11 protein-coding genes are annotated in these 11,780 nt (G+C 60.4%); 1 reads left to right on the top strand and 10 read right to left on the bottom strand.

Translation table 11 applies throughout. The annotated features are described in order from the left end of the window. Positions 1–6: 6 nt before the first annotated feature. The 6 genes from clpX to K3767_RS06890 all read right to left on the bottom strand — a co-directional run bounded on the left by clpX (position 7) and on the right by K3767_RS06890 (position 7,030). On the bottom strand, positions 7–1,254 hold the full coding sequence (gene clpX, locus K3767_RS06915) for an ATP-dependent Clp protease ATP-binding subunit ClpX (RefSeq protein WP_221172836.1): 1,248 nt from the start codon (positions 1,252–1,254) through the stop codon (positions 7–9). Next, entirely contained in the window at positions 1,251–1,868 is a 618-nt protein-coding gene (clpP, locus tag K3767_RS06910) for an ATP-dependent Clp endopeptidase proteolytic subunit ClpP (protein WP_221172835.1), read from the bottom strand. Before clpP ends, clpX begins: the two co-directional genes overlap by 4 nt. Positions 1,869–1,871: 3 nt before the next feature. Next, positions 1,872–3,197: a trigger factor gene (tig, locus tag K3767_RS06905; RefSeq protein WP_221172834.1), complete on the bottom strand. Its 1,326-nt coding sequence runs from the start codon at positions 3,195–3,197 to the stop codon at positions 1,872–1,874. Between the two features lie 65 nt (positions 3,198–3,262). Continuing rightward, positions 3,263–3,604: a PilZ domain-containing protein gene (locus tag K3767_RS06900; RefSeq protein WP_221172833.1), complete on the bottom strand. Its 342-nt coding sequence runs from the start codon at positions 3,602–3,604 to the stop codon at positions 3,263–3,265. A gap of 1 nt (position 3,605) precedes the next feature. Beyond that, positions 3,606–4,394 (bottom strand): hypothetical protein, encoded by a 789-nt coding sequence (locus K3767_RS06895; RefSeq protein WP_221172832.1) that lies wholly within the window; start codon positions 4,392–4,394, stop codon positions 3,606–3,608. Next, the gene (locus tag K3767_RS06890) at positions 4,391–7,030 is read right to left on the bottom strand and encodes a valine--tRNA ligase (protein ID WP_221172831.1); all 2,640 of its coding nucleotides are present in this window, start codon (positions 7,028–7,030) and stop codon (positions 4,391–4,393) included. Before K3767_RS06890 ends, K3767_RS06895 begins: the two co-directional genes overlap by 4 nt. A 76-nt stretch (positions 7,031–7,106) precedes the next feature. Here K3767_RS06890 and K3767_RS06885 point away from each other — a divergent pair, with 76 nt between their 5' ends. Next, entirely contained in the window at positions 7,107–7,622 is a 516-nt protein-coding gene (locus tag K3767_RS06885; RefSeq protein ID WP_221172830.1) for a bifunctional adenosylcobinamide kinase/adenosylcobinamide-phosphate guanylyltransferase, read from the top strand. Here K3767_RS06885 and K3767_RS06880 read toward each other — a convergent pair. Genes K3767_RS06880 through K3767_RS06865 form a run of 4 tightly spaced genes read right to left on the bottom strand, consistent with a single transcriptional unit; the run spans position 7,531 to position 11,647 of the window. Then, positions 7,531–8,307, bottom strand: a complete 777-nt coding sequence (locus K3767_RS06880) for a DUF3108 domain-containing protein (RefSeq protein WP_221172829.1) — start codon at positions 8,305–8,307, stop codon at positions 7,531–7,533. The two genes, K3767_RS06885 and K3767_RS06880, sit on opposite strands and share 92 nt — an antisense overlap. Beyond that, positions 8,285–8,800 (bottom strand): pantetheine-phosphate adenylyltransferase, encoded by a 516-nt coding sequence (coaD, locus tag K3767_RS06875; RefSeq protein WP_221172828.1) that lies wholly within the window; start codon positions 8,798–8,800, stop codon positions 8,285–8,287. Before coaD ends, K3767_RS06880 begins: the two co-directional genes overlap by 23 nt. Continuing rightward, on the bottom strand, positions 8,790–9,329 hold the full coding sequence (rsmD, locus tag K3767_RS06870) for a 16S rRNA (guanine(966)-N(2))-methyltransferase RsmD (RefSeq protein WP_221172827.1): 540 nt from the start codon (positions 9,327–9,329) through the stop codon (positions 8,790–8,792). The genes coaD and rsmD overlap by 11 nt, the downstream gene beginning before the upstream one ends. Continuing rightward, a complete protein-coding gene (locus tag K3767_RS06865) occupies positions 9,326–11,647 on the bottom strand; it encodes a hypothetical protein (protein WP_221172826.1) in 2,322 nt (773 codons plus the stop codon). Before K3767_RS06865 ends, rsmD begins: the two co-directional genes overlap by 4 nt. Between the last annotated feature and the right edge of the window lie 133 nt (positions 11,648–11,780).

Below are 11,780 nucleotides of genomic sequence, written 5' to 3'. Positions count from 1 at the left end.
CTTTTATTAGGCTTCCTGGGCCTTTTTTTCATAAATTAAAATCGGCTTTTCCCCGCGCAAGATCACATCCTCGGTGACCACGCATTCCCGCACCCCTTCGAGCGAAGGGAGCTCGTACATGACCTCCAGCATGGCCTCCTCCAGGATGGCCCTGAGACCCCGGGCCCCGGTCTTCCGGCGCAGGGCCTCCCGGGCCACCGCCTTAAGCGCCCCCTCGGTAAAGCGGAGCTCCACCCCGTCGAGCTCAAAGAGCTTCTGGTACTGCTTGACCAGGGCATTTTTGGGTTCCACCAGAATTCTCACCATCTCCTCCTCGGTGAGCTCGTCCAGAGTGGCCACCACCGGGATGCGCCCGACGAATTCCGGAATCATCCCGTACTTGATGAGATCCTCGGGCTGCACCTGAGCCAGGATCTCCCCTATGGACATCTCCCTGACGCTCTTTATCTCCGCACCGAAACCGAGACCGCTTTTTCCGAGCCGCTGCCGGATGATGTCCTCAAGCCCCACGAACGCCCCACCACAGATGAAGAGGATGTTCGTGGTGTCCAGGCGAATGTACTCCTGCTGAGGGTGTTTCCGTCCTCCCTTGGGAGGAATGTTGGCCACCGTGCCCTCGAGGATCTTGAGGAGGGCCTGCTGGACCCCCTCTCCGGAAACATCCCGGGTGATGGAGGGACTTTCCGCCTTGCGAGCGATCTTGTCGATCTCGTCGATGTATACGATGCCCCGCTGGGCCAGCTCGATGTCGAAGTCCGCGGCCTGAAGCAGGTTGAGGAGTATGTTCTCCACATCCTCACCCACATACCCCGCCTCGGTGAGGGTGGTGGCGTCGGCGATGGTGAAGGGAACATTCAGAAACTTGGCCAGGGTCTGCGCGAGAAGGGTCTTTCCGCAACCGGTGGGACCGATGAGGAGGATGTTGCTCTTCTGGAGTTCCACATCCCGAAGGTTGCCCCCGCCCTCTATGCGCTTGTAGTGATTGTGCACCGCCACCGCCAGGATCTTTTTGGCCCGCTCCTGTCCCACCACATACTGATCCAGGAAGGCCTTTATCTCCGAGGGCTTCGGTATCTCCCTGAGCCTTTCCTCGGCCAGCTCCTTCTCGTAATCCTCGGCAATGATCTCGTTGCAGAGCTCCACGCATTCGTCGCAGATGTAAACGGAGGGGCCGGCGATGAGTTTGCGAACCTCCTGCTGACTCTTTCCGCAGAAGGAACAGTGAAGTTCCCCGGTTATCCTGGAGTGATTCATGGGTTCTTCCGATCCTCCGTGGATTTTTTGGCCTCCCGCGGCGTGATGATTTTATCGATAATGCCGTACTGAAGGGCTTCTTCCGCAGACATGTAAAAGTCCCTCTCGGTGTCCTCCTTGATACGCTCGTGCGGCTGACCGGTGTGACGGGAGAGGATCCCGTTCAGCAATTCGCGCAGGCGCAGGATCTCCCGGGCCTGGATGTCCACATCGGTGGCCTGTCCGTGAAAGGCCCCTATGGGCTGATGGAGCATAATGCGGGCGTGAGGGAGGGCGTAGCGTTTGCCCCTGGTGCCCGCGGCCAGCAACACCGCCGCCATGCTGGCCGCCTGCCCCATGCAGATGGTGCAGATGTCCGGCTTCACATACTGCATGGTGTCGTAAATGGCGAGCCCCGCGGTAACCAGCCCCCCGGGAGAATTAATGTAGAGCATGATGTCCCGCTCGGGATCCTCGGCCTCCAGGAAGAGAAGCTGAGCAATGACCAGATTGGCCAGATGGTCGTCGATGTCTCCGCCGATGAAAACGATCCGTTCCTTGAGGAGGCGCGAGTAGATGTCGTAGGCCCTCTCCCCCCGTCCGGTCTGTTCTATAACTATGGGAATGAGCGGCATCCCTTATCCCTCTCCGGCTTCCCCGGTCTCACCGGAAGCCTCGTTTTCTCGGCCGTCCTTTAAGTTAGCTTGGGCAATAAGGAACTGCAAGGTCTTTTCCGCAAGGAGCTTGGGAACCATGTAGGTCATGATCACCCGCATGGCGTCTTCCGGCTTTCCCCCCGAGGCCCTGGCCATCTCCCGGGCCTTCTCCTCCATCTCCTCCTGGGTGACGGTGATGTTCTCCTGCTCGGCGATCTTTTCCAGCACGAACTCTTCCCGGGCCTGTCGTTCCGCCACGGGACGCAGCTTTTTCCTGAGACGCTCCACGGAGATCCCGGCGGACTCGAAGGTATGCCCCCGGCTCTCCAGGTCCTGAGCGATCCCCTCGAGCATCTGGGCGATCTTGAACTCGATGTACCTTTCCGGAACCGGAAACTCCACCTTCTCGAGGATCTTGCCCAGGAGGTTCTCCCGGAGTTTTTCCTCGGCCTTGCGCTTTCGTTCCTCACGAAGCCGTGCCCGCACCCGTTCCCGCATGTGTTCCACGGACTCAAAACCCAGGTTCATCTTCTTGACGAATTCGTCGTCGAGGGGTTTCAGCTCCCGCACATAGATCTCCCGTATGGTCACCTCGTAGCGAATCTTCTTTCCGGCCAGGAGCTCGTTCAGGGCGTCCTCGGGATATTCTACCTCCACCTCCACTCGATCGCCGGCCCTGTGTCCGATGAGGGCTTCCTCCACCCTGGCGTCGAACTCCCCGGTGCCCACATCCACATAGAGGGCCTCGGCCTCGTGCCCGGGAACGGGTTTTTCCCCTTCGTAGGCCTTAAAGGCGATGATGGCCACATCCCTTTCCCGGAGAACATGGTCTTCTTCGGCCTTTCTGACCTCGGCAAAGGTGTAGCGCAGGGCCTCGAGGTATTCATCCACCTCCTCCTCGGAAACCTCCTCCGAGGGTTTCTCCACCTCTATCCCGATGTAGGCCTCCCGGGGGAGCTCGAATTCCGGCCGGATGTCCACCGTGGCGGTATAGGTGAAGGCCTCCTTCTCGTCGACCCGGCCGTAGGTTTCCACCATGGGACGCAGGATGGGCTCAAGGCCGCTTTCCCTGACCGCTCTGGGCAGAGTCTCGTTGATCAGAAGTTCCGCGGCCCGTTCCTCGATGTGTTCCCGGAAGAGTCGCTTGAGCACGCTCTTGGGCACCCGGCCCTTGCGAAAGCCCTTGAGATCCACCTCCCGGGAGAGCTTCTGGCAGGTGCGGTCTACGGCCCGGGCCACCTCTTCCGGAGGAAGCTCCACCTGGAGGCGTTTTTCCACTGCGCTTATGTCCTCAATGTTCACCTTCATGGCAACCCCTCGCAAGCTGAAGTTTCGGCCTTAAGCTAACGGGAAAAAGGAAAAGAGACAAGGCCCTACCGAAAGTAAATCTCCGGAGTCTTGGCCAGGGCGATCTGAGAAATGAAGATCTGGAGATGCTGCCGGTTCTTGAAGTCCATATCGGTGAACTTGATCCCGGCCTCAACGCCCTGCGGGGTCTTGCGACACCAGCGCACCTCCCCGGCGAGCTTTATGGGGGGCTTGGTGAGGATGGAAAGACGAACCTGATCCCCCTTTTTCAAACGGGAGAGATCCCCCCGGATCCTGGCCCCCTCGATGCTCAGATCCAGTAATTCCACCTTACACATCAAGTTGCCGTTCGCCAGGGCCCCGGAAACCGCTACAGGATAACGGCTATACCATCTTTTTTCGGCCATCTTATCTACCGACTAGAATCGTTTTTTTCCTTAAAATTAAATTAATCAATTTTCCGATTTTTTGAAGTCCCTGCCGTAATAGTTTTTCCTGCTGAACCAGGTTTCGCTCGAGCTCATCGAAAAATAGGTCCAACTCTTCACCGTTTTTGCTTCCTTCCGGGGAAAATTTCGGAGCCATGGCGATTACCATCAGGACCACCGGGAGAATCTGGGTATAGGGAACCAGAACGACCCGGTGTTCCAGAGCGGCCCGGGCAAGCTCTTTGCGTACAGCCTCATAGACTCCGTCGGGAACGGCGGCCAGGGCGAACCCCGCACACCGGGGGTCCTCGAGGTATTTTTGAAGTTCCCGCGCCCGGGCGAGGACCCGGGATGAAAGATTTCTGTGGTTGAGGCTTGCGGGTTCCACGAATTTGCTGTCAAGCGGCACGAGATGCCCGTTCCGAAGCCTCAGGGCGAACTCCACCCGTCCCGAGCCCATCTCCACCTCCCGCAGGAGGATCTCCGGTGGAAGTGCTGCCAGGAGTTCATCCAGAATCCTCTCCCCCCCTCTACCGGAAGCCCGACCCGTAAAAAGCCGACTCAGGCTCAAAACCTCCTGATTCAACTCCTTAACACATTCCTCCATCGGGGACAAGGCGGAAAGTCGATCCCGCAGTTCCGCAAGGGAGTTCTCCCAGAGACGCATCCTTTCCGAGAGCCTTCCCAGCTCCCGAAATATGAAGACCAGTGCCGTTCCCAGAATCCCGAATCCACCCAGAACCAGTACGAAAATCAGGGTGTCTTTCAAGCGGACAAAGCCTCAAAACGGGCCAGAATTTCCTGGATCTTTTTCAGGCGCTCGGAAAGTTCCCGGGCCCGTTCTCTTTCCTTTTCCACCACCTCCGCCGGGGCCTTTTCCAGAAATTGCGGATTGTTCAGACGCTGATCCACCCGTTCTTTTTCCTTAAGAATCTTTTCCCTTTCCCGGTGCAACCGGGCCCTTTCCTGCTCGACATCCACCAGCCCCTTGAGGGGCACGAAAACCTCGGCCTCGCTCAGCACCACCGAGGCCGCCGCCTCAGGAGGCCCGCTCTCCCGAATCTCGAAGTCTCCCACCCGGGCGAGAAGTCTTACGAGAGGACTTTCGCGCTCGAGAAGCTCCCTGATTAAGGGATTCTCGCTAACCACCACCGCGGGGATCTCCTGGGTGGGGTGCAGGTGATAATCCGCCCGGATGTTTCTCAGGGCTACGATTACCTCCATGAGGAGGGCCATTTCTCTTTCGGCCTCCTCGTCTCGGGGACTTTCTTCCACCCGCGGGTAGGGGGCCACCATGATGCTTTCCCCCTCGTGGGGCAGGGCCTGCCAGAGCTCCTCGGTAACGAAGGGCATGAAGGGATGGAGAAGCCGCAGGGAGGTCTCCAGCACCCGGTAGAGGACATTTCGCGTGCTTTCCCCGGCCGGGTGGTTCTCGCGCAGGTAGAGTTTGGCCGCTTCAATGTACCAGTCGCAGAATTCGTTCCAGAAGAAGTGATAGATGGCCAGTGCCGCCTGATCGAACTCGTAGGCCTCGAGCCGGTCCCTTACCCTCTCCACGGTTCGGGAGAGCCGCGAGAGGATCCAGCGGGACACCAGCGGAAGTTCCTCCGGGCGAATCTCCCGGGGCTCAAAGTCCTCAAGGTGCATGAGGACGAAGCGGGCGGCGTTCCAGATCTTGTTCACGAAGTGCTTGTAGCCCTCGATGCGGCTTTCGGAAAGCTTGATGTCGCGTCCCTGAGCGGCCAGTGCGGCCAGGGTGAACCGCAGGGCGTCGGCGCCGTACTTCTCTATCATCACCACGGGGTCGATGACATTGCCCCGGCTCTTGCTCATCTTCTGACCCTTTTCGTCGCGCACCAGGGCGTGGATGTAGACCGTGCGGAAGGGAATCTCGCCCATGAAGTGAAGACCCATCATGATCATTCGGGCCACCCAGAAAAAGAGGATGTCGAAACTGGTCACCAGCACCGAGGTGGGGTAAAAATGCCGGAGATCCGGGGTTTTTTCCGGCCAGCCCAGGGTGGAGAAGGGCCACAGGGCCGAGGAAAACCAGGTGTCCAGCACATCCTCCTCCTGGTGCAACCGGCGGGAGCCGCATTCCGGACATACCTCCAGGTCCTCCCGGGAGACGGAGGTCTTTCCGCAGTCCGCGCAGGTCCAGGCGGGTATGCGATGCCCCCACCAGATCTGACGGGATATGCACCAGTCCCGGATGCGATACATCCAGTCGAAGTAAAGGTTGTTCCAGTTTTCCGGAACCAGACGGATGAAGCCGTTTTCCACCGCGGCTATGGCGGGCTGGGCCAGAGGCTTCATGCGCACGAACCACTGCTTGGACACCAGGGGTTCCACCACGCAATCGCAGCGGTAGCAGTGGCCGAGCATGACCTCGTAGTCCTCTTCCTTCACCAGGAATCCCCGGGCCCTGAGGTCCTCCAGGACCTTCCGGCGGGCTTCGAAACGGTCGAGCCCCGCATAGGGGCCGGCCTCCCGGGTGAGGCGACCATTTTCGTCCATGATCTTCACCAGAGGAAGACCGTGCCGGCGGGCCATCTCAAAGTCGGCGAAGTCGTGGGCCGGGGTTACCTTCACCGCCCCGGTACCGAACTCCGGATCCACGCTGCGGTCCGCGATGACGGGGATCTCGCGCCCGAGGAGGGGAAGCCGGAGCCGCTTGCCCACGAGATCCCGATAACGATCGTCCTCGGGATGGACAGCCACCGCCGTGTCTCCCAGCATGGTCTCCGGTCTGGTGGTGGCCACCACCACCTCCCCCGAGCCGTCCACGAGGGGGTAGCGCAGATACCACAGTTTTCCCGGGGTGGGTTTGTGTTCCACCTCGATGTCCGCGAGGGCCGTGTGACATCGGGGACACCAGTTGATGATGTAGTCCCCCCGGTAGATGAGCCCCTCCTCCCAGAGACGCACGAAGACCTCCCGCACCGCCCGGGAGAGCCCCTCGTCCATGGTAAACCGCAGCCTGGACCAGTCGCAGGAGGCCCCCAGGCGCTTGAGCTGCTCGATGATGCGGTTTCCGAACCGTTCCTTCCAGGCCCAGACCCGTTCGAGAAAGGCCTCCCTCCCGAGGTCGTGCCGGGTCTTGCCCTCTTTGGCCAGCTCCCGCTCCACCACATTCTGGGTGGCGATGCCCGCGTGATCGGTGCCCGGCAGCCACAGGGTGTCGTAACCGTCCATGCGCTTGTACCGGACCAGTATGTCCTGGATGGTGTTGTTCAGGGCGTGCCCGATGTGAAGACTTCCGGTCACATTGGGGGGAGGGATGACGATGCAGAAGGCGGGCTTCCCCTTTTCCAGAGAGGGACGGAAAAAGCCCTTTTCCTCCCAGAAGCGATACCACTTCTCCTCCACCTGGCGAAAGTCGTAACTCTTGGGAAGCTCCCTCACCTCTTCTCCTCCGCACGGGTTTTACGGTTCACTGGCCTTTTCTTTAAGCTAAATCCGGGGTAAAAGCAACCTCGAAATGCGGACCCTGATTCTGGGGGGCACGGCCTCCGGGAAGAGTCGTCTGGCGCTGAGGATGGCGCTCTCGGCGCCTTCACCCCGTGTCTTCATCGCCACCGCCGAACCCACGGATCAGGAGATGGAGGAAAAGATCGCCCGCCACCGAAGGGAACGGGGAGGAAAGTTCCTCACCCTGGAGGAACCCCTGGATCTCGCCGGTGCCCTGCGCCGGTCCTCGGGGAGGACCACCGTGGTGGACTGTCTGACGGTGTGGGTGGGGAACCTCCTCCATTACGGAGAGGACCCGGAGGGAAGGTTTCGGGATCTCGTCGAGGAGGTGAAGACCTTTTCCGGGCGCCTGTTCCTGGTCTCAAACGAGGTGGGGCTTTCCCCGGTGGCTCCGGACCCTCTCACCCGGCGGTATGTAAACCTCCTGGGGCGCCTCAATAGGACGCTGGCCAGCCTTTGCGAAGAAGTGCTCCTGGTGGTGGCGGGATGCGTGATCCCGCTAAAACCCTTTCCAGGTAAACCTTGAGGTGTCCCAGAGGAATGTCGCCCTCTCCGGCCAGAGGCAATCCCTTCGGGGACAGGTAAAGCTTCAGGCGTCGCGAACGCCTGATCAGTTCGCTTTCAAAGGGCATGAGGGCCTCGAGCCGCAGGGCCCTTTCCCACCCTCGAAAGGTGCGTATCTCTTCAAAGGCCCGGGCCTCAAGGGTGACCCGGTGAATCCTCCCCCGGGCAAAGACCGGAAGGAGGAGGCGTTCTCCGGGGGCCTTCCAAGGATGGGCCAGAGTGGCCCAGAAGGCCGAGAGCTCGTCGTAGGCCGGAAGGGGGATCCGATAGATCTCTCTTACCCTTTTGTGAGGGGTGAGCTTCTCCCTGACCACCCGTCCCTTTCCCACCTCGAAGGTAAAGATTTTGAGTTTGGGATGTCCCCTTTCCACGACCTCGATGCGGGTCTTGAGAGGAAAACCTCTCGGATCGAGACGGGTGCGCCAGAGGGAGCGGAAGGGAAAGATCAGGGCCCCGAGACCGGTGGTGCGGGAATAGGCCACGAGTTCCCGGCCGGTATTCCAGAGCTCGATCCGGCCCACCGGAATAAATTCCCAGGTGACCCGGAATCGGAGGTAGCAGGGCCCGGCAACGGTTCCGAAGGAAGAAAAAGGTAGCATCAGGAAGAGAAGGACTAGGAGAAGCTTAACCCAGACGGAACTTTTCACGCAGCCTCCTGGCGACCCCGGGGGGAACCAGCCCCTCCAGGTCCCCTCCGAAGCGGGCGGCCTCCTTGATTATGGTGGAGCTTATGAAGATCCAGCGGAAACCGGGCATCAGAAAGACGGTTTCTATGTCCCGGGCCAGTTTTCGATTCATCAGGGCCAGCTGAAATTCGTATTCGAAGTCCGAGACCGCTCTAAGCCCTCGCACGATGACCCGGGCCCCTCTTTTGCGGCAAAACTCCACCAGAAGCCCGGAAAAACTGGTGATCTCAAGGCGCTTTCTTTCCTCCTCCGGCCAGTCGGCCACGGCCTCCTCAAGCATGGCCAGCCTTTCCTCGAGACCGAAGAGGGGTTTTTTGGCGGGATTCTCTCCTATGGCCACGATAAGGCGATCAAAGAGACGAAGGGCCCGTCGGATGAGATCCAGATGCCCGTTGGTTACCGGGTCAAAGGTTCCGGGATAGACCGCGATCCGGGGAGTGGTTTCACCGTCCATAAAAGTAAAGCACCGTCTGTCCGTAGCTTTTTTCCCGGAGCTTCCTGAAAACGGAATACTCCTCGCTCAAAGCCGCATCGACTCTTTCTTCTACCACGATAAGCCCCTCCTCGGCAAGGAGGGCCGGGGGAAGGGCCTTAAGAGTCCTTTCGGCCAGCCCCTTTCCGTAGGGAGGAGTGATGAAGATCAGGTGGTAAGGCCCCTCGGGCACCCGAAGGAGATCACGGGGAAGGACGGCCCTTATCACCCGGGCCCTTTTCTCCAGACGAAGGCGGCGAAGGTTTTCCCTGATCACCGCGCAGACCCGGGGATCGGCCTCCGCGAAGACCACCTCTTCCGCTCCCCGGGAGAGGGCCTCGATTCCCAGGGCCCCGGAACCGGAGAAGAGATCGAGCACTCTCGCCCCCCTCACCCGCTCCCCCAGGATGTCAAACAGGGCCTTGCGCACCCTTTCGGTCATGGGTCGGGTACCTCGCCCGGAGGGCGCCGCAAGACGCAATCCTTTGAGAACACCTCCCGTAATCCTCACTCTATCTCCACGAAGTACTGATAGGGTTCCAGGTCGCGGGCCAGGGGGTGTTCCGTGGCCAGGAATTCCGTGGGCGGGCCGGTAAAGTTCACCCGTCCCTTTGAGAGCACCACGATCTCGTCGGCAAGGAGCACCAGAAGGGGCTGGTTTTCGGCAAGAATCAGGGTCTTTCCCTGTCTGAGGAGATCCTCAAACACGAGGAGGAGTCTTTCGAGATCGGAGAGGTGAAGACCCATGGAGGGGAGATCCAGGAGTAAAAACCGGGCCCCCTCCCGACGCATAAGTTCCCGGGCCAGACGAAGACGCAACTTCTCTCCGCCGGAGAGGGTGCGCAGATCCTGCCCCAGACGGAGATATTCCAGCCCTTTGTTGGCCGCCAGGCGCAGTTTTTCCACCACCGGTGGAATCCGGGCAAAAAAAGAAAGGGCCTCCTTCACGGAGAGATTCAACACCTCGGGCAAAGAGAGACCCCGGTAGGTGACCCTGAGGGCCTCCGGACGCAGCCCGGTGCCCCGACATTCCTCACAGGGCATCTCCGTCTCCAGGAGGCCGGATATCCGGAAGATCCTGCGCCCCTCCCCGCGACAATAAGGACAGCGCCCTTCCCGGGAAAAGGGACTGAAGTGTCCCGGCGTAAGGCCCATGGTCCGGGCCTCGGGGGTGGCGGCAAAGATCCTTCGTATCTCGTCGAAAACGGAAAGGAAGCTCGCCACCCTCCCCCGGGTCTTCCCCGGAAGTTCTCCGTAAAGGAAAAGGGAGGGGAAACCCTTTTCGTTGAGTTCTGCGGCCAGGGTTTCGAGAAGGCGGGTCTTTCCGGCTCCCGAGGCTCCACAGAGCACATTGAGGCCCTCCAGGAGGAGGGAGAGCCCGGAGACACGGAGCCGTTTTCCTTCAGGGCGAAACGATCTTTTCAGGCGTTTTTTCCCGGACAGAAAAGCCCCGGTGGGAAGATCGGATCGGACGGACAGGGCCTCGGGCGGCCCCACGAAGAGCACCCGCCCTCCCTCGGAACCGGCCCCCGGACCGAGCTCCACCACCAGATCCGCCCTCCTCACGAAGAGGGGGTCGTGCTCCACCACCACGACCGTGTTCCCCCGAAAGACCAGATCCCGCAGGAAGGCAAGGAGCGTCTCTTTTTCCGAGGGCGAGAGTCCCAGCCCTGGTTCGTCCAGCACGAAAAGAGTTCCCGAAAGCCTCTGAGAGAGCACCGCGGCCAGTTCCACCCGCTTTCGTTCCCCGGTGGAGAGGCGGTGAAAGGGCGAAATCAGAGAAAGATGGCCCACCCCCAGGCGGGAAAGCACTTCAAGCACGCTCAGCAGATCCTCCCGAAAGGCCCGGAGCACTTCTCCGGTGAGGCCTTCGGCTTCGGCTCCCTTGAGGAATCGGACGAGATCCCGAATCGAAAGCGCGAGGAGTTCCCCGAAGGGGCGCCCAAAGAGTCTCACCCGAAGGGCCTCCGGCTTCAGTCTGAGCCCCCCGCAGTCCGGACAGGGCTTACCCTGGACCTCTCCCAGCCCCTCACAGGAAGGACAGGCCCCCCGGGGATGATTGAAGGAGAAGTCCTCGGGCCCGAAGGAGGGGACCTCCGAGAGACACTCCGGGCAACGCCCACCCAGAGTGAAGGGGAAGGCCCCCCCCTCGACCGTGCGGAGAATTACCGGGCCTCCGGAGAGCCTCTCGGCCAGTCTCAGGGCTTCGATGAGGCGCATACGCAGGCCTTCCTTAACGACGATTCGGTCCACCACCACTTCGGCCCGTCGGATCTCCCGCGGGGGAGATTCCTCGGTGAGATCGTAAATCTCGCCGTCTATCCAGAAACGGCTGAAACCCTCTCCCAGAAGGTAGGAAAGGGCGGCGGGGGATCTTTCCCCTACCGGGGCGGTGACGAAGATCCGGGTTCCCCGGGGAAGACCCTCGAAGCGGTCCAGGATTTCCGAAAGCGTGCTCACGCGTACGGATCTCCCGCAGGAACCGCAGGGGACCTCGCCGATCTCCGCGGCGAGCCGGCGAAACTTCTCCAGTATCCCGGTTATCGTTCCCACGGTGATCCGGGGATTGCGAGGGGGGATTCGCTGGGGAAGGGCTATGGCCGGAGGGAGATCTTCGACTCTTTCCACCCTGGCGGGGGGCGGAAGGCGCACCTCCTCGCTTACCGAAAGGGCCAGGAGATACCGACGACGACCCTCCCGGGCCAGGGTATCGAAGGCCAGACTGGACTTTCCCGATCCCGAGGGGCCGGTTATGACGACGAGGGTCCTTTCCGGAAGCTCAAGCTCGGATATGCGAAGATTATGGGTGGAAATATTTTCGATTCGCATGCGTTAAAGTTCTACATGAGATTTTTTTCGCCATGGCCTCTCTTCTTCCGGAGAGATCCGGCTCCCCAGATGTCGAGAGCTTGGCTCTACATTTACGATACCGGAACCTTCTGTAACAAACTCCCGTCCGGTC

Origin of the sequence: Thermosulfurimonas sp. F29 (assembly GCF_019688735.1) — a bacterium.
Classification (GTDB): Bacteria; Desulfobacterota; Thermodesulfobacteria; order Thermodesulfobacteriales; family Thermodesulfobacteriaceae; genus Thermosulfurimonas_A.
This window is presented reverse-complemented; position numbering and strand designations above follow the sequence as displayed.